This window comes from Terracoccus sp. 273MFTsu3.1 (assembly GCF_000383675.1).
Classification (GTDB): Bacteria; Actinomycetota; Actinomycetes; order Actinomycetales; family Dermatophilaceae; genus Terrabacter.
Map to the genome: position 1 here is coordinate 383,396 of NZ_KB911823.1, position 23,011 is coordinate 406,406.

Consider the following 23,011-nt stretch of genomic DNA (forward strand, 5'->3'; position numbering starts at 1 on the left):
GTCCCGGGTCCGGGACGTCCGGATCACAGACCGGCGGCCTTGTAGAGAGCCCCGATCTCGGCCTTGTTGAGCCGACGGGTGCGCCCGGACTTGAGGTCGGCGAGACGGATCGGGCCGACCTCGGTGCGGACGAGCTCGAGGACGGGGTGCCCGACGGCCTCGAGCATGCGGCGCACGACGTGCTTGCGGCCCTCGTGGAGCACCACCTCGACCATGGCCTTGCCCGGCTGGTGGTCGACGATCCGGAAGGAGTCGACGCTGACGGGACCGTCATCGAGCTCGACGCCCTCGCGCAGGCGCTTGCCGACGTCGCGCTGCACCGGGCCACGGATCGTCGCGACGTACGTCTTGAGGACGCCGTATGCCGGGTGCTGCAGCCGGTGGGCGAGGTCACCGTCGTTCGTGAGCAGGAGCAGGCCCTCGGTGTCGGCGTCGAGGCGCCCGACGTGGAAGAGGCGCTGCTCGCGGTTGCCGACGTAGTCCTCGAGCGAGATGCGGCCGAGCTCGTCGTGCATCGTCGTCACGACGCCTTTGGGCTTGTTGAAGGCGAGGTAGACGCGGTCCTCGTCGAGGTTGACGCGGACGCCGTCGACGTGGACGACCTGCGTCTGCGGGTTGATCCGGACGCCGAGCTCGGTGACGATCTGGCCGTCGACCTCGACGCGCCCCTGCTCGATGAGGTTCTCGCAGACACGCCTCGAGCCGACGCCGCCGGCGGCCATGAGCTTCTGCAGGCGCACGCCGTCGGGGTCGTGGACGTCGATCTCGGGTGCGGGCTTGCGGTCGGGCAGCCGGGTGGGCTGGCTGGCCTTCGTCGAGCCCGCGAAGCGCGGCCCGGAGCCCTTGCCACCGGTCTTGCCGCCGCTGCTCTTGCCGCCCGCCACGGGTCGGCCGCCACGGCGGGCACCGCCGACGCTCCCGGGGCCTCCGGTGGGCCCGGAACCCTTCTTGCGCGGCTGGCGGGGGGATCTGGAGTACTCGCTCATGCGTGTCCTTCCTCGATGAGCTCGTCGATGACGTCGGCGTCCGGGAGGTAGGGCGCCAACGCCGGGAGGTCGTCGAGCGACGACAGTCCCATCCGCTGGAGGAAGTAGGGGGTCGTGCGGAAGAGCATGGCACCGCTCTCGCCCACGTCCTCGACCTCCTCGATGAGGCCGCGCGACGTCAGCGTGCGGACGACGCCGTCGACGTTGACCCCGCGCACGGCACTGACCCGGGCGCGGGACACCGGCTGGCGGTAGGCGATGACGGCGAGCGTCTCGAGCGAGGCCTGGGTCAGCTTGGCCTGCTGGCCGTCTAGGACGAACTTCTCGACCACGGGGGCGAAGTCGGACCGGCTGTAGACGCGCCATCCGCCCGCGACGCTGCGCAGGGTGAACCCGCGCTGCGCGGCGGCATACTCCTCCTCGAGGGCGTGCAGGTGGCCCCGCACGTCGTCGACGGGCAGCTCGAGCGCCGACGCGAGGGCGACCTCGGTCACCGGCTCGTCGACGACCATGAGCACGGCCTCGAGCGCCGAGCGGGCGCCGCCCGGGAAGTCGTTGATGTCGAAGGCGATCTGCTCGTCGGCACCCTCGCGGTCGCCTAGCCCCTCGGGCTCGACGGTCGCGTCGGGCCCCTGCGCCGACTGGTCACTCATCGTCTGCTCCTCTTCGTGAGGTGGCGTCGCCACCCGTCTCCTCGGTGTCCGGGATCGGCGCGTCGCTCGGGTCGCCCTCGGCGCCCGCGTCGTCGTCCTCATCCTCGTCGCCCGCGTCGTCCTCGTCGAACTCGTCGTCGATGGCGATGTCGCCGTCGTCGGTGCCCGTCCAGCGGATGTCGAGCTCGCCGAGCGCCTCGGCCTGCTCGAAGGCGATCGCCGCCTCCTTGAACAGCTCGAGCAGGGCGAGGAAGCGCGCCACGATGACGAGGGTGCTGTCGGCGTCGGCCACGAGGCTGCGGAACGAGACCTGTCCGCGGTGGCGCAGGCGCTCGACGATGATCGCCGCCTGCTCCCGGACGCTGACCTGGGGTGCGTGGAGGTGCTCGAGCCCGACGGTCGGCACCACCTTCGGCGTCATCGCCCGGGCGGCGATCATCGCGAACTGCTCGGGCGTGATGGCGATGACGAGCTCGGGCAGCAGCGCCGCGAACTCCGGCTCGAGGCCCGCCTGGCGCGGGGTGATGCGCCCGGCCGTGGCCATCCGCTCACGGAAGGTGGCCGCGATGTCCTTGTAGGCGCGGTACTGCAGGAGCCGGGCGAAGAGCAGGTCACGCGCCTCGATGAGCGCGAGGTCCTCGTCGTCCTGCGGCCCCGACTGCGGGAGCAGGCGCGAGGCCTTGAGGTCGAGCAGGGTCGCCGCGATGAGGAGGAACTCCGAGGCCTGGCCGAGGTCCCAGTCGCTGTTGGCGGCCTGGGCGGTCTTGATGTGCGCCACGAACTCGTCGGTGACCTTGGCGAGGGCGACCTCGGTGATGTCGAGCTTGTGCTTGCTGATGAGGCCGAGCAGCAGGTCGAAGGGACCGGAGAAGACGTCGAGGTGCACCTCGAAGGGAGCGGCCGAGCGCCGGGTGATGACACCGCCAGGTGTCAGCTCCTGCGCGGGTGCGACCTCGACGATCGCGTCCGGGGGCACGCCAGCGTCGTCGGTGTCGACCGCGGGGCGGTCGACGGTGTCCTGCTCGGTCATCAGATCACTGCGGATCAGGCCGCGCCGCCGCGCGCGATGAGCTCACGGGCGAGCTGGCGGTAGGCGTTGGCACCGGAGTGCTCGGACGAGTAGGACGTGATCGGCTCGGCGGCCAGGGTCGCGTCGGGGAACTTCACGGTGCGGCTGATCACGGTGTGGAAGACCTGCTCGCCGAAGTGGTCGACGACCGAGCGCACGACCTCACGGCTGTGCAGGGTGCGGCTGTCGTACATCGTGGCGAGGATGCCGTCGACCTGCAGGCGCGGGTTGAGACGGTCGGTGATCTTGTCGATGGTGTCGATGAGCAGCGCGACACCTCGCATCGCGAAGAACTCGCACTCGAGGGGGATGATGACGCCGTGCGCGGCCGTCAGCGCGTTGACCGTGAGCAGGCCCAGCGAGGGCTGACAGTCGATGAGGACGAGGTCGTACTCGTCGACGACGGGGCGCAGGACGCGGGCGAGGATCTGCTCGCGGGCGACCTCGCCGACGAGCTGGACCTCGGCCGCGGACAGGTCGATGTTGGCCGGCACGAGGTCGAGGTTGGGCGTGCGCGTGTGCTGGATGACGTCGTGGATCTCGTGGCCGCGCTCGACGAGGAGGTTGTAGATCGTCGTGTCGAGCTCCTGCGCGTTGACGCCGAGGCCGACGGACAGCGCACCCTGCGGGTCGAAGTCGATGACGAGGACCTTGCGGCCGAGCTCGGCCAGCGCGGCACCGAGGTTGATCGTCGTCGTCGTCTTGCCGACGCCGCCCTTCTGGTTGCACATGGCGATGATGCGCGCCGGCCCGTGGCTCGAGAGCGGCACGGGGTTCGGGAAGTCCGGCAGCGGACGGCCGGTCGGGCCCATGGCCCCGGAGCCGGCGGACTCGGTGCCTGGTAGGTGCGCGACCCGGGGGGCGGCACTGACCGGACTCTGTCGGGGCTGGTCGAGGTCCTCGGACGGCACGGACTGCATGGTGTCGTGTGACTCCTCGTTCACCGGGTGTTCCACTCCGCTCGGCCTTGCCCTGGGATGCTGCGGTCAGCCTCGCGCTGATCACGTGTGACCTTATCAGCGGGCACGGGGGTGGGCGCCCGCATAGACCTCGCGGAGTCGGTGCACCGAGACCATCGTGTAGATCTGGGTCGTCGTGACGGAGGCGTGCCCGAGCAGCTCCTGGACGACGCGGACGTCCGCCCCGCCGTCGAGCAGGTGGGTGGCGAAGGAGTGGCGCAGGGTGTGGGGCGACACGTGTTCGGTGAGGTCGGCCCGCTCGGCGGCGCGGCGGATGATCGCCCAGGCCGACTGCCGCGACAGGCGTGCCCCGCGCTGGTTGAGGAAGAGCGCCGGGCCCCCCTGTCCGTGCGTGGCGAGGGCCGGACGGCCCCGGACGAGGTATGCCGTCACGGCCTCGACCGCGTAGCGGCCGACGGGGACGACGCGCTCCTTGCCACCCTTGCCGTGCAGCCGGACGGACGCCACTCCCCCGCCCTGCGGGGGAGTTCCGGAGCCGGCTGCGGGCCCGACGGTCTCGATGTCGTCGACGTCGAGGTCGACGGCCTCACTGATGCGGGCGCCCACGCCGTAGAGGACCTCGAGGAGTGCTCGGTCGCGCAGCGACTCGGGCGTGTCGCCGACCGAAGCCGCCGCGAGCAGCCGCTCCACGGCCTCGATCGGGATCGCCTTGGGCAGTCGGGCGGGTGGCTTGGGCGGGGCGACGTTGGCGGCCGGGTCGCCGGCCACCTCGCCCTCGAGGGCGAGGAAACGGTGGAAGCCCCGCACGGCGACGAGGGTGCGGGCCGCGGACGAGGCCGCGAGCCCGCGCTCGCGCAGGGACGCGAGGAAGTCGGTGACGTCTGCCTCGGTGACCCGGCTCGCGTCGTCGATCCCCTTGGCCGCCAGGAACGCCGCGTAGGAGCGCAGGTCGCGCGCGTAGGACTTGAGGGTGTTGTCGGAGGCGCCCCTCTCGACGCGGACGTGGTCGAGCCACCCGCGGACGTCGCGCTCGAGGCGCGAGGGCCGTGCCGCGGGTGGCTCGGTGACGACCTGCTCGGTCAGGACAGGGCCTCGTCGAGACCGACCGACGTCATGCCGTGGGCCTCGGCGACGCCGGCGTACGTGACGTGCCCGTCGTGCGTGTTGAGACCGAGGCCGAGCGCGTGGTCGGCGCGCAGCGCGTCGCGCCACCCCTGGTTGGCGAGCTTCACGGCATACGGCAGCGTCGAGTTCGTCAGGGCGTAGGTGGACGTGTTGGGCACGGCCCCGGGCATGTTCGCGACGCAGTAGAAGACCGAGTTGTGCACCGTGTAGGTGGGGTCGGCATGCGTCGTCGCGTGGCTGTCCTCGAAGCACCCGCCCTGGTCGATGGCGATGTCGACGAGCACGGAGCCCGGCTTCATCTGGGAGACGAGCTCGTTGGAGACGAGCTTGGGAGCCGCCGCACCGGGGATGAGGACGGCGCCGATGACCATGTCGGCCTCCTGCACCTGCTGCTGCACCGTGAGGCGGTTGGAGGCCAGGCCGTGGACCTGGTTCTCGTAGCGCCAGAAGGACATCCGCAGCTTGTCGAGGTCGGTGTCGAGCAGCGTGACGTCGGCACCCATGCCGAGCGCGATGTTGGCGGCGTTCTGGCCCGACACGCCGGCGCCGAGGATGACGACCTTGGCGTTGGCCACCCCACCGACGCCGCCCATGAGCACGCCGCGGCCGCCCTGGGCGCGCATCAGCGCGTGGGCACCGACCTGCGGGGCGAGGCAGCCGGCCACCTCGGACATCGGGTAGAGCAGCGGCAGGGCCCCGGAGGGCAGCTGCACGGTCTCGTAGGCGATGCCGGTGACCTTGCGCTTGACGAGCTCCTCCGTGAGCGGCTTGTCGGCCGCGAGGTGGAGGTAGGTGAAGAGGGTCAGGCCCTCGCGCATCCGGTGGTACTCCTCGGCCACGGGCTCCTTGACCTTGAGCACCATGTCGGCCTCGCCCCAGACGTCGTCGGCCGAGCCGAGGATGCGGGCGCCTGCCGCGACGTAGTCGTCGTCGCTGATCTGCGAGCCGACACCGGCGTCCTTCTCGACGATGACGTCGTGTCCGTTCTCGGTGAGCTCGTGGACGCCTGAGGGCGTGATGGCCACGCGGTACTCGTGGTTCTTGACCTCGCGGGGGATGCCGACCTTCATGCTGCTGCACTTCCTTCCGGACTGACTCGACCATGGCGCCGTTGCCCTGGTGAGAAGGGGCCCGCAGGGGCCGCGAGGCCACTGTATCCGTGGGCGTCACGGCCCGGTCACGACCTCGTGCAACTGCCGCTGACCGCCTCGCGCCGTGCCAGAGTGTGCTCACCCGCACCCGCGGCCGACGAGCTCGGAGAAGGAGGGGCCGTGACCGATCCGCCGAGGCACGACGGATACACCTGGCCGGTGGCACCAGCGGGCTCACGGCTGCCTCGGGAACGGAGGCCCTCGCGGCGGCCGGAAGAGCCCGGCGCGCGGCTGACACGGCGCCCGGGCGTCGTCGCCGGCGTCCTCTTCGCCGTGCCGGCCGTCTGGGCGCCGGTCTTCCAGGGCGTGGAGCCTCCCGGGGCGTTCGTGCTGCTCGTGATCGGCATCGCGGTCGCCGTCGCGGCCACGGCCTTTCCGGCACTTCGCTCGTTCGCGGGGGGCTTCGTCGTCGCCTCCCTGGTCGGAGGGTTCGCGGCTTTCATCGCCCTCGTCGTGTTCTTCGTCGTCGTCTTCGCCACCATGGGCCCGTGAAGCTCTACGCAGACACCCCCGCCCGACGCACCCGACAGCTGCTCTCCGACGTGCTCATGCTCCTGTGGATCGGCCTCTGGGTGTATGCCGGTCGCCAGGTCCACGACACGGTCGAACAGCTGCGTGCCCCCGCGGACTCGATCACCTCGGCCGGGCAGTCGGTCAACGGGGCCCTCACCGGCGCGGGCGACCAGGCGGGGCAGCTGCCGCTCGTGGGTGACCAGCTGAAGACGTGGCTGACCCAGGCCGCCGGGTCCGGGACGACGCTGCAGCAGGCCGGGACGTCGATGGCCGACACGGTCGACACGCTCGCCCTCGGGGTCGGTACAGCCACGGCGCTCGTGCCGATCCTGCTCGTCCTCGTGGTCTGGCTCTACGTCCGAGTTCGTTTCGTGCGCAACGCGACCCAGTCGCAGCGCTTCATCGATGCCGGCGAGGACCTCGACCTCTTCGCGCTCCGGGCGATGGCGACACAACCGATGCGCGCGCTGGCCCGGGTGACCGACGACCCTGCCGGTGCTTGGCGGCGCCAGGACCGGGCCGTCATCCGGGAGCTGGCCCTGCTCGAGCTGCGCGACCAGGGACTGCGCCCGCCGCCCGGCACCTGACCACCCCGCAACGGTGCCGTGAGCGGCCGGTCAGTCGGCGCGGGTGACCTGGGGGACGAGGTCGTCGTCCGGTGGGGTCCAGGCGTCGGCGGTGGCCGGGACCTGTTCGCCGCTCCGGATGTCCTTGACCTCGTCGCCGGACTCCCCCGCCCCCGGGAACCACACGTAGGGGATGCCGCGTCGCTCGGCGTAGCGGATCTGCTTGCCGAAGCGGGCTGCCGACGGCGCGACCTCGCAGGCGATCCCGCGGCGCCGCAGGGCCGTGGCCACGGCGACGGCGCCCTCGCGCGACTCGTCGTCGGTCAGTGCGACGAGCACGGCGGCAGGCGTCGAGCGTGACGCGGTGACGAGCCCGCGGCCGATGAGGAGGCCGAGGATGCGGGTCACGCCGATGGAGATGCCGACGCCCGGATAGGTGTTCCTGCCGTCGCTGGCGAGGGCGTCGTAGCGGCCACCGGAGCAGAACGAGCCCCAGGACTCGTGCCCGATGAACTGGGTCTCGTAGACCGTGCCGGTGTAGTAGTCGAGGCCGCGCGCGATGCGCAGGTCGGCGACGACCTTGCCGGGCGCGTGGGCCATTCCGGTGCTGATGACGCGCGAGAGCGACTCGAGTCCCTCGTCGAGCAGCGGGTGCTCGACGCCGAGCGCGCGCACCTGCTCGACGAAACCGAGGTCGGCGGAGCGGATCGCGGCGAGCGCGAGGCACTGGTCGGCCTGCGCGTCGGTCGTGCCCGACTCGACGAGGAGGGCCTGGACCTTCTCCGGACCGATCTTGTCGAGCTTGTCGACGATGCGCAGGGTGCCGATGACGTCGGTGATGCCGATGCCCTGGTAGAAGCCGTTGGGGATCTTGCGGTCGTTGACCTGGATGACGAAGTCGCCCACCGGGAACCTGCTGAAGACGTCGGCGATGACGAGCGGCATCTCGGCCTCGAAGTGCGGCGAGAGCTCGCCGACGTCGACGATGTCGATGTCGGCCTGCGTGAACTCGCGGTAGCGCCCCTCCTGGGGCCGCTCCCCGCGCCACGCCTTCTGGATCTGGTAGCGCCGGAACGGAAAGGCGAGCTTGCCGGCGTTCTCGAGGACGTAGCGCGCGAACGGCACCGTCAGGTCGAAGTGCAGGCCCCAGCGGGCGTCGTCGTCGCTGCCGCCGGCCAGGCGCGACACGGCGTAGATCTCCTTGTCGGCGTCCTCACCCTGGGCACTGAGGCGCTCGACGGGCTCGATGGACCGGGTCTCGACGGACGAGAAACCGTGCAGCTCGAAGGTCTCCCGGATGACGTCGAGGAAGCGCTGCTCGACGATGCGCTCGGACGGGAGGTACTCGGGGAAGCCGCTGATCGGGGTGACCTTGCCGGCGGACTTCGAGGCGGGACGCGTGCTCACGCGGGCAAGTCTCTCAGGTAGGGGTTGGTGGCGCGCTCGTGGGCCATGGTCGTCGCCTGGTAGTGGCCGGGGAGCACGAGCGTCGTGTCGGGCAGCGGCAGCACGACATCGCGCAGGCTGCGCTGCATCGCGGCGGGGTCGCCGCCCGGCAGGTCCGTGCGGCCCACCGAACCGGCGAAGAGCACGTCCCCGGTCACCATCGTGCGGTCCACGTCGACCTGGCCGCGGATGCCGTCGGGCACACGGTCGATGCCGAACATGACCGAGCCCTCGGTGTGCCCGGGCGCGTGGAGCACGTCGAACTCCATGCCCGCGAGCGTCAGCCGGGTGCCGTCGGTGATCTCGACGACGTTGGTCGGCTCGGTCCACGTCGCCGCGGCACCGAACTGCTGCTCGAGCATCGCGACGAGTCCCGGGTTGCTGCGTCCGAGCAGGTCGTGCAGGCGATAGCGGTCGTCCGCGTGGATGTAGGCAGCCGTGTCGGCACCACAGACGGGGGTGACGGAGTAGACGTGGTCGACGTGCCCGTGCGTGAGCAGCACCGCGGCCGGCCGCAGCCGGTGCTCCGACAGCACCTCGCGCAGCGTCTCCTCCACGCCGATCCCGGGATCGACGATGACGCACTCCTCCCCCGCACCCGGGGCGAGCACGTAGCAGTTGGTGTCGAACGCCTGGGCGGGGAAGGCAACGGTCAGCACGCTGGGAGCCTAGCGACGACGCGTTCCGGGGCGGACGGCATACGCCCTCGGGAGTGGGTGCCGACACACTGGGTATGCCGTCCGTGAGGCTTCCGGGCGCAAATCCGCGCGTCGGAGGGGAGATGTCACGGACTCGTGACCCGTCCCGCTGCGTGCGCGCCGCAGTCGTTCCATAAAATGACCGAACGCCCGGGGACCGCCCATGTGGCCCGTACGAGGAGAGGTTCGTGACCAAAGAGCAGGAACGCGCACGTGCGCGCCGCCGCCACGAGGAGCAGCAGAAGACCGCCAAGCCGCCGGTGAGCGACTCGACGCGCGACAAGCAGGTCTTCGGTGTGATCCTCGCGGTCATCCTCGTCATCGCCGCGGTCATCGTCGTGCCCAAGCTCGTCGGCAGCTCGGCCACCGCCACCCCCGCGGCAGGGTCGACGACGCCCGCGAGCACCCCGACGAGCACGGGCGGGCTCGCTGCCGGCCAGAAGCTCGCGGCCGGCTGCACCGCTCCCCCGGCGAACCAGACCACCCCGAAGCAGCAGAAGCAGGTCCCGGCCAAGGCCACGGCTGCCGGCAAGACCTTCGTCGCGACCGTCAAGACCACGTGCGGCGACCTCACGTTCGAGCTCGACGGGACGAAGGCGCCGCAGACCGTCGCCTCGTTCATCAACCTGGCCAAGAGCGGCTTCTGGGCCCCGAGCCCGTGCCACCGCGTCACGACCGAGGGCATCTACGTCCTCCAGTGCGGTGACCCCACCGGCACGGGTCAGGGCGGACCGGGCTACACCTTCGGCATCGAGAACGCGCCCAAGGACGGGAAGTACCCCACCGGTGTGCTCGCCATGGCGCGCACCTCCGACCCGAACAGCAACGGTGGCCAGTTCTTCATCACCTACAAGGAAACCCAGTTGCCCACCGACGGCGGTGGCTACACGATCTTCGGGAAGGTGACCAAGGGCCTCGACATCGTCGACAAGATCGCCGCGAACAAGGCCCTCCCCCCCAGCCCGACGGACGGAACCCCCGTCTCCCCGATCAGCATCCTCAGCGTCAGCGTGACGGAGAAGAAGGCATGACCGACATCAAGCAGCCCGAGCCGGACGACACCACCGCCACCGTGACGGAGGAGCAGCACGGCGAGGCCGCGGTCGAACCGGCGGCCGAGAACGCCGACACCGTCGAGACGGTCGACGACGACGCTCCGGCCGACACGGCCGACGCCCCCACCACGACCGAGCCTCCGGTGACGTCCGAGCCCGCGGCGACGACCGAGCCCGCAGCGACGACCGAGACGACCGAGGCCGTCGCCTCGGTGGAGGCCACCGAGTCCGGCGACACGAGCGAGAGCGCCGAGGCCGCTGCCGCGGACGTCGCGCCCGTCGTCGAGCCCGAGCCCGTCGTCGAGCCCGAGCCCGTCGTCGAGCCCGAGCCTGCCGTCGAGGCCGAGCCGGTCGTCGAGGCCGAGCCGGTCGCGGTGGCGCCCGAGAGCGTCGAGCCGGCCGGCACGGCCCCCGAGGCGGAGGCCGAGGTGCCCGTCGCCACACCCGAGGCCAGCGAGCCGGCCGTCGCCGAGCCCGCCGCGGTCACGGGAGACGAGCCGGCTGCCGCCGCTGTCGAGACGGCAGACGCCGTGGCGTCGGTCAGCAGCACGGAGTCCGGTGACGCTGCCGAGGCTGCGGCCCCCGCGGAGGCCACGGAGCCCACGGAGCCTGCTGGGCCCGCTGTGCCCGCTGTGCCGTCCCCGGGGAGCATCCCCAAGCCCTCGTCGATCCCGACGCCGGCTGCCCTCGCCAAGGCGGTCCCGCACCCGTCGGTCGCGCCCGCCGCGCCGGCGCCGATCACGACCGACCACTCGGCCTCGGCGGCCTTCGGACGCGTCGACGAGAACGGCACCGTCTACGTCCGCACCAAGGACGGCGAGGAGCAGGAGGTCGGCTCCTACCCCGGCGCCAGCGACCAGGAGGCACTGACCTACTTCGCCCGCAAGTACGACGAGCTCTTCGCGTCGGCCGTGCTGCTCGAGCAGCGCCTGTCGCAGCCAGAGGTCCCGTCCAAGGACGTCGGTGAGGGCCTCAAGACCCTCGCGGCACAGGTCAAGGACGCGACCGTCGTCGGCGACCTCGACGCGCTCGCCACCAAGCTCGACGAGATCCAGTCCGGCCTCGCGGCCAAGCGCAACGTCGAGCAGCAGCACCGCGCCGAGGCGCGCATGGCGGCCACGGCCGAGCGCGAGAAGATCGTGGCCGAGGCCGAGTCGATCGCCGGCCAGCCGGAGAACCGGATCCAGTGGAAGACGAGCGGCGCCCGGATGCGTGAGCTGCTCGACGAGTGGAAGGCGCACCAGCGCTCCGCCACCCGCCTCGACCGCGAGACGGAGTCGAACCTGTGGCAGCGCTTCAGCAGCGCCCGCAACGGCTTCGACAAGGCACGACGCAGCCACTTCGCCGGTCTCGACGCGCAGCACGCCGACGCCAAGGGTGCCAAGGAGCGGCTCGTCGCCGAGGCCGAGAAGCTCGCGACGAGCACCGACTGGGCTGCCACCGCGGGGGCGTTCAAGCGCCTCATGGACGAGTGGCGCCGTGCCGGTCGCGCCAGCAGGTCCGACGACGACAAGCTGTGGGCGCGCTTCAAGGCGGCGCAGGACACCTTCTTCACGGCCAAGGACGAGGTCGTCGCGGCCGAGGAGGAGCAGTACCGCGGCAACCTCGCCGTCAAGGAGGCCCTACTCGTCGAGGCCGAGGCGATCCTGCCCGTGACCGACCTCGAGAAGGCCAAGGGCCAGCTGCGCGTCATCCAGGACAAGTGGGATGCCGCGGGCAAGGTGCCGCGGTCTGACATGGAGCGGGTCGAGAAGGCCATGCGCCGGGTCGAGCAGACGGTGCGGGACGCCGAGGACCGCAAGTGGAAGTCGAGCAACCCCGAGGTCGCGGCCCGGGCCCGGGCCATGGTCGACCAGCTGGAACGTGCCGTCGCCGACCTGCAGGACGACCTCGCCAAGGCCGAGGCGTCCGGCAGCGCGAGCAAGATCAAGAAGGCCCGCGAGGCGCTCGATGCACGTCAGGTCTGGCTCGACCAGGCCCGCGCCGGCGTCGCCGAGTTCGGCGGCTGACCACCAGCCCCACCCACGAAAGGGCCCACCCGACAAGTGATCTCGTCAGGTGGGCCCTTTCGCGTGCAGCATGGCGCGGCGTCCAGAGGCCGACGGCTACATCGTCGACTTGCCGCCGTTGACGCGATAGACGTCGAAGACGCCGTCGATCTTGCGAACCGCCTGCATGACGTGGTCGAGGTGGGCCGGGTCACCCATCTCGAAGGTGAAGCGGGAGATGGCCACCCGGTCGCGTGAGGTCTGCACGGACGCCGACAGGATGTTGACGTGCTGGTCCGACAGGACGCGGGTCACGTCGCTGAGGAGACGGTTGCGGTCGAGCGCCTCGACCTGCAGCTGGACGAGGAAGACGCTGGCGGAGCTCGGCGCCCACTCGACGTCGATGAGCCGCTCCGGATTGGCCGTCAGCTGGTCGGCGTTGGTGCAGTCGACGCGGTGCACCGAGACACCGTTGCCGCGCGTCACGAAGCCGATGATGGGGTCGCCCGGCACCGGGGTGCAGCACTTGGCGAGCTTGACCCACACGTCTGCCGTGCCGACGACGACGACGCCCGGGTCGCCGGGCTTGCGCCTGCTCGCGGCCCGCGTCGGGACCGTGGCTTCGGCGAGGTCCTCCGTGGCACCGTCGACGCCACCCATCGACGCGACGACCTTGCCGACGACGTGCTGCGCGGAGACGTGCCCCTCGCCCACGGCGGCGTACAGCGCCTCGATGTCCTGGTAGCGCAGGTCGGTCGCGACCGCGGTCATCGACTCGTGGCTCATGAGCCGCTGGAGCGGGAGGTTCTGCTTGCGCAGCGCCTTGGCGATGGAGTCCTTGCCGGCCTCGATGGCCTCCTCGCGGCGCTCCTTGGAGAACCACTGCTTGATCTTGTTGCGGGCCCGCGGACTCTTGACGAACTGGAGCCAGTCACGCGACGGACCGGCGCCGTCGGCCTTGGACGTCAGCACCTCGACGACGTCGCCGTTCTCGAGGGTCGACTCGAGGGGCACGAGGCGCCCGTTGACGCGGGCCCCGATGCAGTGGTGCCCGACCTCGGTGTGGACGGCATACGCGAAGTCGACGGGCGTGCCGCCCATCGGGAGCGCGACGACCGAGCCCTTCGGGGTGAAGACGTAGACCTCGCTGCTGCCCATCTCGAAGCGCAGCGAGTCGAGGAACTCGCCCGGGTCCTCGGTCTCTCGCTGCCAGTCGAGCAGCTGCCGCAGCCAGGCCATGTCGTTCTGCGGCGTGATCTCGCCCGGACGCGCGGGTCCGCCGCCGTTGCTCTGGTCCTTGTACTTCCAGTGCGCGGCGACGCCGTACTCGGCGCGACGGTGCATCGTATGGGTCCGGATCTGGATCTCGACCGGCTTGCCCTGCGGGCCGATGACCGTCGTGTGCAGCGACTGGTACATGTTGAACTTCGGCATCGCGATGTAGTCCTTGAACCGGCCCGGGACCGGGTTCCACCGCGAGTGGAGGGCGCCGAGCGCCGCGTAGCAGTCGCGCACCGTGTCGACGAGGACCCGGACGGCGACGAGGTCGTAGATCTCCTCGAAGTCGCGGCCCCGCACGATCATCTTCTGGTACACGGAGTAGTAGTGCTTGGGCCGGCCCGTGACGACGGCCTTGATCTTGGCGGCCGTGAGGTCCTCGGTGACCTGGGTGCGCACCCCGGCGAGGTACTCCTCGCGGGCCGGAGCGCGCTCGGCGACGAGGCGCACGATCTCGTCGTAGACCTTCGGGTAGAGCGTCGCGAACGAGAGGTCCTCGAGCTCCCACTTGATGGTGTTCATGCCGAGGCGGTGCGCGAGCGGTGCGTAGATCTCGAGCGTCTCGTTGGCCTTGCGCTTGGCCGACTCGGGGCTGACGTAACGCCACGTGCGGGCGTTGTGCAGGCGGTCGGCGAGCTTGATGACGAGGACGCGGATGTCACGCGCCATCGCGATGACCATCTTGCGGACGGTCTCGGCCTGGGCCGCCTCGCCGTAGGTGACCTTGTCGAGCTTGGTGACGCCGTCGACGAGCATCGCGATCTCGTCGCCGAAGTCGTGGCGCAGCTCGTCGAGGCCGTATGCCGTGTCCTCGACCGTGTCGTGCAGCAGCGCCGCCGCGAGGGTCGGGGGCGTCATCCCGAGCTCGGCGAGGATCGTCGTCACGGCGAGCGGGTGCGTGATGTAGGCGTCGCCGCTCTTGCGCATCTGCCCTTCGTGGGCGCTCTCGGCCACGGCATACGCCCGCTCGATGACCGAGAGGTCGGCCTTCGGGTGGTTCTGGCGCACCGCCGTCATGAGCGGCTCGAGCACGGGGTTGCCCGCCGGCCGGGTGGCCCCGAACCGGGCGAAACGGGCGCGCACCCGCGACGGGGTGGACAGCTCGTTGCGGACGTCCTCGCTCATGAAGAGAGTCTAGGCGGTCCCTCTGTGATCACACGGTGAGGATGGCGTTGACCGGCCGGTCCGCGAGACGCTTGCGTCCCTCGAGGAAGGCCAGCTCGAGGACGACCTCGATCGCGGTGACCGTGGCGCCGGCCCGCTCGACGAGCAGGGCGCACGCCTCGGCGGTGCCCCCGGTGGCGAGCACGTCGTCGAGGACGAGCACGCGCTGTCCGGGCTCGAAGGCGTCGGTGTGCACCTCGATCTCGGCCGTGCCGTACTCGAGCGCGTAGGACTCCTTGAGGGTCTCCCCCGGCAGCTTGCCGGCCTTGCGCACGGGCACCATGCCGAGGCCGAGCTCGTAGGCCACGGCCGCGCCGAGGATGAAGCCGCGGGCCTCGATGCCGACGACGACGTCGACCTGACCGGCATACCGCTGGGCGATGTCGCGGACGAGCTCCCCGAGGGCGGCACCGTCGGCGATGAGCGGAGTGAAGTCCTTGAAGAGGACCCCGGGCTTGGGGAAGTCCGGGATGTCGCGCAGCTTGCTCGCGACGCGGTCACTGATCTGGCTCACGCCGTCTCCTGGGGTGGTCGAACGTGCGGCGCGAACCGCGGGCGGGCGCGGGGCCGCCGAGGCGGCCCCGCGTCAGCGCCGCGACTTCGGCGCACGCTTGGGCTGGTTGCGCGGTCGGGCCTGGGCGTACTTGTGCACGGGGCGCGGTGCGCCGTCGACCGAGGCGTCGGCAGCCCCGTCAGCGGCGGCACCGGTGGAGTCCGCGCCGACGTAGGCCGGCTCGGCCCCAGCGGCTGCTGCCGAGGCACCCTGCTTGGCCCCGTGGCGCGCGACGTACTTGTCGAGCTCACGGACGGCGGGCTCGTTGCGACGCAGGTCGACGAGCAGGGGCGTCGCGATGAAGATCGACGAGTAGGCACCGACCGCGATGCCGATGAAGAGGGCGAGCGACAGGTCGAGCAGCGTGCCCGGGCCGAGCAGCGTGAAACCGACGAAGAGCACGGCCGCGATCGGCAGGAGCGCGACGACGGTCGTGTTGATCGAGCGGACCAGCGTCTGGTTGACCGCGAGGTTGGCCGCCGCGGAGTACGTCATGCGCTTCGTCCGGAACGCGTCCGCGGTGTTCTCGCGCACCTTGTCGAAGACGACGACCGTGTCGTAGAGCGAGTACCCGAGGATCGTGAGGAACCCGATCATCGACGACGGCGTGATCTCGAAGCCGAAGAGCGCGTAGATGCCGACGGTGATGACGAGGTCGTGCAGCAGGGCCACGAGACCCGACACGGCCATCTTCCACGTGCGGAAGTAGAGCGCCATGACCAGGGTCACGATGACGAGGAAGACGATGAGACCACGGATCGCCTGCTGGCTGACCGACTGCCCCCAGCTCGGGCCGATGAGCGATGCGCTGACCGCACCCTTGTCGACGCCGAACTGCTGGGCGAGGGCCGTGCTGGCCTCGTCGGTGCGGTCGGCCGCGGCCTCGGACTGCACGCGGACGGTGTCCTGGCCGACGATCGTCGTGACGACGTTGCCCTCGATGCCGGCGCTGGAGATGGCCGCCTGGGCCTTCTCCTCGTAGCCCTGGCTGTTGGAGACGCCCTGGACGCGGAACTCCGAGCCACCGCTGAACTCGATGCCGAAGTTGAGACCCTTGACGAAGATGCCGACGAGCGCGAGGGCGATGAGCACCCCGGAGATGGCGTACCACGTCTTCTGGCGCTTGATGAAGTCGATCGAGCGCTTGCCGGTGTAGAGGTCGTTGCCGACCTGGGCGAAGTTGATCATGCCTGGGCCTTCCCATCGGCGACGCGGGCCGAGCCCACGGTGGCGGGCGGGCGCTGGGCGCCGGGTGCCCCGAACTGACCGCGGCCGCGGTAGCGGACCGACTCCTTGGCGCCGAGGCGCTCCGGGTCGAGACCCGACCACTTGTGACCGTTGCCGAAGAACTTCGTGCGGGCCAGCAGCTGCACCGTGGGGTGCGTGAAGAGGATGACCACGAGCAGGTCGATGAGGGTCGTGAGGCCGAGCGTGAAGGCGAAGCCGCGGACGTTGCTCGAGGCGAGGAAATAGAGCACTCCGGCCGCGATGAAGTTGACGGCGTCGGCCGCGATGATCGTGCGTCGGGCCCGCTTCCAGCCGGTCTCGACGGCGGCGACGAGCGGACGCCCGTCACGCACCTCGTCGCGGATGCGCTCGAAGTAGACGATGAAGCTGTCGGCCGTGACACCGATGGCCACGATGAGACCCGTCACCCCGGCCATCGTCAGGCGGAAGCCGTGCGTCGTACCGAGGACCGTCACCGCCAGGTAGGTGATGACGGACGCGACAACGAGCGATGCGACCGTGACGAGCCCGAGCGCGCGGTACTGGATGAGCGAGTAGACGACGACGAGCAACAGGCCGATGAAACCGGCGAGCAGGCCGATGCGCAGCTGCTCCTCGCCGAGCTGGGGCGTGATGTTGTCCTGCGTCTGCAGCGCGAACGAGATCGGCAGGGCACCGAACTTCAGCTGCTCGGCGAGCTGCTTGGCGGAGTCGATGGTGAACGAGCCGGTGATCGAGGCCCGGCCGTCGGTGATGACGGCTCGCGCCTGCGGCGCGGTGATGACCGCCTTGTCGAGCACGACGGCGAACTGGTCGAGCGGCGGCTGCGACTGGAGCCCGTAGAGGCGCTTCGTGACGGCGGCGAACTTGGCCTTGCCGGCGTCCTTGAAGGACAGTGCGACCTCGACGATGGAGGTGGGCTGGCCGTTCGGGCCGGGCTGGTAGCCGCTCGTGGCGTCGGCGATCTCGCTGCCGTCGATCTCGCTCGGGCCGAGGACGTACTTGGTGACGCGGTCCTCGCCGCAGGTGGCGAGAGGCAGGGCGGGGTCGTCCTGGATCTTGTCGACGGCTCCCGGGGACGAGCAGTTGAGCGCGGTGTACTGCTTGGCGACCTTGGTGGCGGCCGCGTCGGCCTTGGCCTTGTCCCAGCCGAGTCCGACGAGGCCGGTGCTGGCCTGCGTCTTGATCGCGGCCTCGGTCTGGGCCGCCGTGGGCGCGGGGGCCTCGGTGGCCGCAGGCGCGGGCGTCGTCGCCGTGCCCGAGGGCGTGGTGGCCGACGGCGTGGGCGTCACCGGGGTCGTGGCGGCGCGCAGCGCGTCGGGGACGACACCGTTCTGGGCGGTCGCGGACGTCGAGGGCGTCGCGGTGCTCGTGGCCTTCGGCGTGCCCGTGCCGGTCGCGGTGCCGGAAGGAGTCGCCGTGCCCGTGGACGTGCCGGTCGGCGTGCCGCTCGGGTTGGCCTGGCTGGCGTTGGCGTCGAGGGCCTGCACGTAGACGGCGCGGAAGCGCAGCTGCGACGGCTTCTTCAGCGCGTCGAGCTGCTCGGCCGTCGGCTGGCCGGGGATCGACACGACGATGCTGCGACCACCCTGGGTGGTGATCTCGGCCTCGGAGACGCCGTTGGCGTCGATGCGCTGGCGGATGATGTCGACCGCGCGGTTGACCTGGCCCTCGCTGATGGTCTCGGTGCCGTTGAGCTGCGGCTGGAGCACGAGCTCCGTGCCGCCCTCGAGGTCGAGGCCGAGCCGGGGGGTCATCGACCCCTCGGCCCACTTCGTCAGGCCGGCGGCGAGACCGCCGAGGGCGAGGATGACGACGACCAGGGCCAGGAGGCTCCGTCTCGCCGACTTCTTGGTGGAGCTGCGTGCCACGAAAGCCTCACTGACCGTTCTGCTGGGAGCCGGGCGTCGCACCCGGTGCGTCGTCGACGGGGGCGTCGGCCGCAGGCGTGTCGCTCGCGGCAGTGTCGGTCTGCTTCATCGCGATGGCGCGCCGGTCGAACCGGACGGTCGTGCCCTCGGAGATCTCGAGCCAGGCGCTGCTGTCGTCGAGGTGCTTGATCGTGCCGAAGATGCCCGAGGAGGTGACGACCGCGTCACCGACGTCGAGCGAGGAGCTGAAGTCACGCATCTGCTTCATCCGCTTGTTCTGGGAAAAGAACAGCCAGCCCAGCAGCAGCAGGGGCAGGGCGAAAATCAGCAACGAGAGGGCCCCGTTGTTGTTCATGTCAGCTCAGTCCTTCGTGTCTTCGTCCGGTAGCGCGGGCGCGCGCCACGACCCGTCGATCGGGTCGGATGTCGCGTCAACGACCGGGGGCACCGGATGGTGCCGCGGCAGCGGCGATGGTGCCCGCAGGAGTCTACGTGCGCGGGTGCAGTTTGTCAGACCAGACGGACGGGTGACGCCGCGTGTGCCGGTCACGTTTTGGTCGCGCTCGGTGCTGGCGGCAGGACCATGCCGAGCCCGGCCTCAGGCGTCGAATCGCGCGCCGCCGGCCTCGTCGATGGGGAGGGTGGCGGTCCAGAGGGCCTGCGAGTCGTGCGGCGGGGTCAGGCCGAGGTGCTCCCAGGCGAGGCTCGAGGCGGCGCGCCCGCGTGGGGTGCGGATCATGAAGCCCTCGCGCACGAGGTAGGGCTCGGCGACCGTCTCGACCGTGTCGGGCTCCTCGCCCACGGCGACGGCGAGGGTCGACAGGCCCACGGGACCACCGTTGAACCGGCGGCACAGCGCCTCCAGCACGGCTCGGTCGAGCCGGTCCAGGCCGCGCTCGTCGACGTCGAACAGCTCGAGCGCCTGACGGGACGCGGACTGGGTGACGCGGTCCTCGCCGTGCACCTGTGCCCAGTCGCGGACCCGGCGCAGCAGACGGTTGGCGATGCGAGGCGTGCCACGCGACCGCAGGGCGATCTCGCGGATGCCGTCCTCGTCGGCGTCGAGTCCGAGCAGGCGCGCCGACCGGTGGAGGATCGTCACGAGGTCGGCCGCCGCGTAGTAGTCGAGGTGGCCCGTGAAACCGAAGCGGTCGCGCAGCGGCGCAGGCAGCAGCCCGGCACGTGTCGTCGCGCCGACGACGGTGAAGGGCGGCAGCTCGAGCGGGATGGCGGTCGCGCCCGGACCCTTGCCGATGATGACGTCGACCCGGAAGTCCTCCATCGCGAGGTAGAGCATCTCCTCGGCCGAGCGCGACATCCGGTGGATCTCGTCGAGGAAGAGCACCTCCCCCTCGGCGAGCGACGAGAGCACCGACGCGAGGTCGCCGGCGTGCTGGATCGCGGGGCCGGAGGTGATGCGGATGGGCTGCTCGAGCTCTCCGGCGACGATCATCGCCAGGGTGGTCTTGCCCAGCCCCGGCGGCCCGGAGAGCAGCACGTGGTCGGGCGGGGTGCCACGACGCTTGGCGGCCTTGAGGACGAGCCCCAGCTGGTCGCGGACGCGGGTCTGTCCTGGGAAGTCGTCGAGTCGCTTGGGACGCAGTGCGGCCTCGACCTGCCGCTCGTCGGTGTCGCCGACCGCGTCGACGATGCGCGCCGTCGCGTCGAAGGAACCGTCGTCCCAGACGTCCGGCTCGGCCCCGGTGTCGAGCTCCCAGGAGCGGTCGAGGCTCATCGGCCGAGCTCCTGCAGGGCGGCCCGCAACAGCGCCGACACCCCGGCGCCGTCGGCCGCGAGCGGCGCGATCCTGTCGAGCGCGTCGTCGGCCTGGCGCACGGTCCAGCCGAGTCCGACGAGCGCCTCGCGGACCTGCTCGCGCCACGCCTCGCCGCTGTCGAGGTGGACCGGGTCGCTCTGGCCGGCCGAGCCGGGCAGGGCGCCGAGCTTGTCCTTGAGCTCGAGGACCATCCGCTCCGCCCCCTTCTTGCCGATGCCCGGGACCTTCGTCAGCGCGACGAGGTCACCCGTGCCCAACGCGACCCGGACGGCGTCGGGCGAGTGGACGGCGAGCACGGCCAGAGCGAGGCGGGGTCCGACCCCGGAGACGGTCTGGACGGTCTCGAAGACGTGCTTCTCGTCGTCGGTGGCGAAGCCGTAGAGCGTCAGCGAGTCCTCGCGCACGACGAGGCTGGTGGCGAGCTCCGTGGGCTGCCCCAGCCGCACGGACGTCGCCGTGGCCGGGGTGGTGTGGACGAGCATGCCGACACCACCGACGCCGACCACGACCGAGTCGAGGCCGACCTTGAGGACGGTGCCGGAGAGCGAGGCGATCATCGGGGCTGGGCTCCAGGGTGGGGTCGGGCGGTCTGGCCGGTGCGGGTGGGCTGGGTGGTCGCGGCGCGCAGGCGCTGCACCGGTGGGGCGGCTCCCGGTGGGACCCGACGGGGTATGCCGCTCCCCCGGTTGCCGGTGCGAGCGAGCACCTCGAGCCGTGCCTCCTCGAGCCGGCTCTGCGTGCCGCCGCGCCAGACGTGGCAGATGGCCAGGGCGAGCGCGTCGGCCGCGTCGGCGGGCTTCGGTGGCGTGTCGAGACCGAGCAGGCGGGTCACCATCGTCGTGACCTGCGCCTTGTCGGCACGCCCGTTGCCGCTGACCGCGGCCTTGACCTCGGTCGGCGTGTGGAGCGTGACGGGCAGGCCGAGCCGCTCGGCCATGATCATGACGATCCCGGTCACCTGCGCGGTGCCCATCACGGTGGAGACGTTGGTGTCGGCGAAGACGCGCTCGATGGCCACGGCCTCGGGACGGTGCCGTGCGAACCACTGACGCATCTCGTCCTCGACGGCGACGAGACGCTTGGGGGTCGGGTCGCCGGACGGCGTGCGGATGACCCCGACCTCGACGAGCGAGAGCTTGCGCCCCGGGACCCCGTCGACGACGCCCACGCCGCAGCGGGTGAGCCCGGGGTCGACCGCGAGGACGCGCACGGCATACCTCCCTGGGGCGTGGGGCTCTGGACGATCCGAACAGGTGTTCGGGACAACGCTAACGGGCCTCCCCCGAAAGGACGGGAGGCACGCCGGTCCCGGCGTGCCTCCTCGTCGCCCCTCGGGCGCAGAAGCCCTCGGCGCGGTCAGTCCTCGTCGTCGTCGAGCTGGGCGAGGACGTCGTCGGGGATGTCGCCGTTGGCGAAGACGTTCTGCACGTCGTCGCTGTCCTCGAGGGCCTCGATGACGCGGATCATCTTCTTGGCCCCGTCGAGGTCGAGCGGGACCTGCAGGTTGGGGACGAACGACGCCTCGGCCGACTCGTAGTCGATGCCGGCGTCCTGGATCGCCTTGCGGACCGCGACGAAGTCGGAGGCCTCGGAGATGATCTCCCAGGTGTCACCGTTGTCGTTGACCTCCTCGGCACCCGCCTCGAGCACGACCTCGAGGATGTCGTCCTCGGAGCCGGCGTCCTTGAGGACCGTCACGACGCCCTTGCGGTTGAAGACGTAGGACACCGAGCCGGGGTCGGCGAGCTGGCCGCCGTTGCGGGTCAGCGCCGTGCGCACCTCCGCGGCAGCCCGGTTGCGGTTGTCGGTGAGGCACTCGATGAGCACCGCGACGCCGTTGGGGGCGTAGCCCTCGTACATGATCGTCTGCCAGTCGGCGGCGCCCGCCTCGGCACCCGAGGCGCGCTTGACGGCGCGGTCGATGTTGTCGTTGGGCACCGACGTCTTCTTGGCCTTCTGGATGGCGTCGTAGAGCGTCGGGTTGCCGGCGGGGTCGGCGCCGCCCTGGCGGGCCGCGACCTCGATGTTCTTGATGAGCTTGGCGAAGAGCTTGCCGCGCTTGGCGTCCTTGGCCGCCTTCTGGTGCTTCGTGGTGGCCCATTTGGAGTGGCCGCTCATGCAGTGTCCTCGCGTTCCGGTGACTGGCGTGCACCCGACTGCTGGAGTCGGTGCTCTCTGACGATCGAGACGAACTCGGCGTGGATCCGGCGGTCGGCCCCCACCTCGGGGTGGAAGGACGTGGCCATGAGGTTGCCCTGCCGGACCGCGACGATCCTACCGGCGGCCGGGCCCTTGCTCACGCGGGCGAGCACCTCGACCCCCGGTCCCGCCTGCTCCACCCACGGCGCGCGGATGAAGACGGCGTGCACCGTGCCCGCCGTCGACGGGTCGCTCCAGGCGTAGTCGAGGTCCTGCTCGAAGGAGTCGACCTGGCGGCCGAAGGCGTTGCGGCGCACCGTGATGTCGAGGCCGCCGAGCGTCTGCTGGTCGGGACGCGCGTCGGCGATGCGGTCGGCGAGCATGATCATCCCGGCGCACGAGCCGTACGCGGGCATGCCCCCGGCGATGCGCCGCCGCAGGGGCTCTTGCAGGTCGAAGGCGCGGACGAGCTTGTCCATGACCGTCGACTCGCCGCCCGGGATGACGAGCCCGTCGATGGCCTCGGCCTCGGCCGGACGCCGGACCGTGACCCCCTCGGCGCCGAGTGCGGTGAGGGCGGCGAGGTGCTCGCGGACGTCGCCCTGGACCGCGAGGACACCGATGCGCGGCACGCCGACGGCGTCGGCGCGACGGTCGGCGCCCGGCTCGGCGCCCGGCTCGGCGCCCGGGTGTGCGCCCGCGTGTGCGCCTGGGTCGGCGGTCGTGCCGGTGATGGTGCTGATGGTGCTCACCGGGTCAGCGTAGAGCGCTCGCCATGACCGTCGCGCCACGGGTCGGGGCCGGAGAACCGTCTCGGATGCCAGACGTCCGC

22 protein-coding genes are annotated in these 23,011 nt (G+C 71.1%); 4 read left to right on the plus strand and 18 right to left on the minus strand.

Annotation, left to right across the window (positions count from 1 at the left end):
* Positions 1-23: 23 nt before the first annotated feature.
* From H283_RS0114710 to ald, 6 genes are all read right to left on the minus strand, one after another.
* Positions 24-986: a pseudouridine synthase gene (locus tag H283_RS0114710; RefSeq protein ID WP_028785608.1), complete on the minus strand. Its 963-nt coding sequence runs from the start codon at positions 984-986 to the stop codon at positions 24-26.
* Entirely contained in the window at positions 983-1,639 is a 657-nt protein-coding gene (gene scpB / locus H283_RS0114715; RefSeq protein ID WP_020144291.1) for an SMC-Scp complex subunit ScpB, read from the minus strand. Before scpB ends, H283_RS0114710 begins: the two co-directional genes overlap by 4 nt.
* Positions 1,632-2,669: a ScpA family protein gene (locus H283_RS0114720; RefSeq protein WP_020144292.1), complete on the minus strand. Its 1,038-nt coding sequence runs from the start codon at positions 2,667-2,669 to the stop codon at positions 1,632-1,634. The genes scpB and H283_RS0114720 overlap by 8 nt, the downstream gene beginning before the upstream one ends.
* A 14-nt stretch (positions 2,670-2,683) precedes the next feature.
* Positions 2,684-3,520 carry a ParA family protein gene (locus tag H283_RS0114725; RefSeq protein ID WP_156023224.1) on the minus strand — a complete coding sequence of 279 codons (837 nt, stop codon included), beginning with the start codon at positions 3,518-3,520 and terminating at the stop codon, positions 2,684-2,686.
* 204 nt (positions 3,521-3,724) lie between these two features.
* Entirely contained in the window at positions 3,725-4,711 is a 987-nt protein-coding gene (gene xerD / locus H283_RS0114730) for a site-specific tyrosine recombinase XerD (RefSeq protein WP_028785609.1), read from the minus strand.
* Complete coding sequence (ald, locus tag H283_RS26755; protein ID WP_020144295.1) at positions 4,708-5,823, minus strand: alanine dehydrogenase; 1,116 nt, start codon at positions 5,821-5,823, stop codon at positions 4,708-4,710. The genes xerD and ald overlap by 4 nt, the downstream gene beginning before the upstream one ends.
* A gap of 201 nt (positions 5,824-6,024) precedes the next feature.
* Between ald and H283_RS27805 the strand changes: the two genes are divergently transcribed.
* Together H283_RS27805 and H283_RS0114745 are read left to right on the plus strand one after the other, a co-directional pair.
* A complete protein-coding gene (locus H283_RS27805; protein ID WP_156023207.1) occupies positions 6,025-6,396 on the plus strand; it encodes a hypothetical protein in 372 nt (123 codons plus the stop codon).
* Positions 6,393-7,004 carry a hypothetical protein gene (locus H283_RS0114745; RefSeq protein ID WP_020144297.1) on the plus strand — a complete coding sequence of 204 codons (612 nt, stop codon included), beginning with the start codon at positions 6,393-6,395 and terminating at the stop codon, positions 7,002-7,004. Before H283_RS27805 ends, H283_RS0114745 begins: the two co-directional genes overlap by 4 nt.
* Positions 7,005-7,034: 30 nt before the next feature.
* Here H283_RS0114745 and hisS read toward each other — a convergent pair whose 3' ends face one another.
* Positions 7,035-8,390, minus strand: coding sequence for a histidine--tRNA ligase (hisS, locus tag H283_RS0114750; protein ID WP_020144298.1), 1,356 nt, complete (start codon positions 8,388-8,390; stop codon positions 7,035-7,037).
* Positions 8,387-9,088 carry an MBL fold metallo-hydrolase gene (locus tag H283_RS0114755; RefSeq protein WP_020144299.1) on the minus strand — a complete coding sequence of 234 codons (702 nt, stop codon included), beginning with the start codon at positions 9,086-9,088 and terminating at the stop codon, positions 8,387-8,389. The genes hisS and H283_RS0114755 overlap by 4 nt, the downstream gene beginning before the upstream one ends.
* A gap of 227 nt (positions 9,089-9,315) precedes the next feature.
* On the opposite strand from H283_RS0114755, the gene H283_RS0114760 reads away from it, so the two are divergent.
* Together H283_RS0114760 and H283_RS26760 are read left to right on the plus strand one after the other, a co-directional pair.
* Entirely contained in the window at positions 9,316-10,158 is an 843-nt protein-coding gene (locus tag H283_RS0114760; protein ID WP_020144300.1) for a peptidylprolyl isomerase, read from the plus strand.
* On the plus strand, positions 10,155-12,191 hold the full coding sequence (locus H283_RS26760) for a DUF349 domain-containing protein (RefSeq protein WP_020144301.1): 2,037 nt from the start codon (positions 10,155-10,157) through the stop codon (positions 12,189-12,191). The genes H283_RS0114760 and H283_RS26760 overlap by 4 nt, the downstream gene beginning before the upstream one ends.
* 96 nt (positions 12,192-12,287) lie before the next feature.
* On the opposite strand, the gene H283_RS0114770 is transcribed toward H283_RS26760, so the two are convergent.
* The 10 genes from H283_RS0114770 to pdxT form a co-directional block, all read right to left on the minus strand.
* On the minus strand, positions 12,288-14,573 hold the full coding sequence (locus H283_RS0114770; protein ID WP_020144302.1) for a bifunctional (p)ppGpp synthetase/guanosine-3',5'-bis(diphosphate) 3'-pyrophosphohydrolase: 2,286 nt from the start codon (positions 14,571-14,573) through the stop codon (positions 12,288-12,290).
* A 28-nt stretch (positions 14,574-14,601) separates the two neighbouring features.
* Positions 14,602-15,126 carry an adenine phosphoribosyltransferase gene (locus H283_RS0114775; RefSeq protein WP_020144303.1) on the minus strand — a complete coding sequence of 175 codons (525 nt, stop codon included), beginning with the start codon at positions 15,124-15,126 and terminating at the stop codon, positions 14,602-14,604.
* Positions 15,127-15,198: 72 nt separating this feature from the next.
* Positions 15,199-16,353 carry a protein translocase subunit SecF gene (gene secF, locus H283_RS0114780; protein ID WP_020144304.1) on the minus strand — a complete coding sequence of 385 codons (1,155 nt, stop codon included), beginning with the start codon at positions 16,351-16,353 and terminating at the stop codon, positions 15,199-15,201.
* Positions 16,350-18,263: a protein translocase subunit SecD gene (gene secD / locus H283_RS0114785; RefSeq protein WP_020144305.1), complete on the minus strand. Its 1,914-nt coding sequence runs from the start codon at positions 18,261-18,263 to the stop codon at positions 16,350-16,352. The genes secF and secD overlap by 4 nt, the downstream gene beginning before the upstream one ends.
* Positions 18,264-18,270: 7 nt before the next feature.
* On the minus strand, positions 18,271-18,618 hold the full coding sequence (gene yajC, locus H283_RS25295) for a preprotein translocase subunit YajC (RefSeq protein ID WP_020144306.1): 348 nt from the start codon (positions 18,616-18,618) through the stop codon (positions 18,271-18,273).
* Between the two features lie 243 nt (positions 18,619-18,861).
* Positions 18,862-19,998, minus strand: coding sequence for a Holliday junction branch migration DNA helicase RuvB (gene ruvB / locus H283_RS0114795; RefSeq protein ID WP_020144307.1), 1,137 nt, complete (start codon positions 19,996-19,998; stop codon positions 18,862-18,864).
* On the minus strand, positions 19,995-20,597 hold the full coding sequence (gene ruvA, locus H283_RS0114800; RefSeq protein ID WP_020144308.1) for a Holliday junction branch migration protein RuvA: 603 nt from the start codon (positions 20,595-20,597) through the stop codon (positions 19,995-19,997). Before ruvA ends, ruvB begins: the two co-directional genes overlap by 4 nt.
* Entirely contained in the window at positions 20,594-21,250 is a 657-nt protein-coding gene (gene ruvC / locus H283_RS0114805; protein WP_020144309.1) for a crossover junction endodeoxyribonuclease RuvC, read from the minus strand. Before ruvC ends, ruvA begins: the two co-directional genes overlap by 4 nt.
* A gap of 146 nt (positions 21,251-21,396) precedes the next feature.
* Positions 21,397-22,158, minus strand: a complete 762-nt coding sequence (locus tag H283_RS0114810; RefSeq protein WP_020144310.1) for a YebC/PmpR family DNA-binding transcriptional regulator — start codon at positions 22,156-22,158, stop codon at positions 21,397-21,399.
* Positions 22,155-22,931: a pyridoxal 5'-phosphate synthase glutaminase subunit PdxT gene (gene pdxT, locus H283_RS25300; RefSeq protein WP_020144311.1), complete on the minus strand. Its 777-nt coding sequence runs from the start codon at positions 22,929-22,931 to the stop codon at positions 22,155-22,157. The genes H283_RS0114810 and pdxT overlap by 4 nt, the downstream gene beginning before the upstream one ends.
* Positions 22,932-23,011 lie beyond the last annotated feature (80 nt).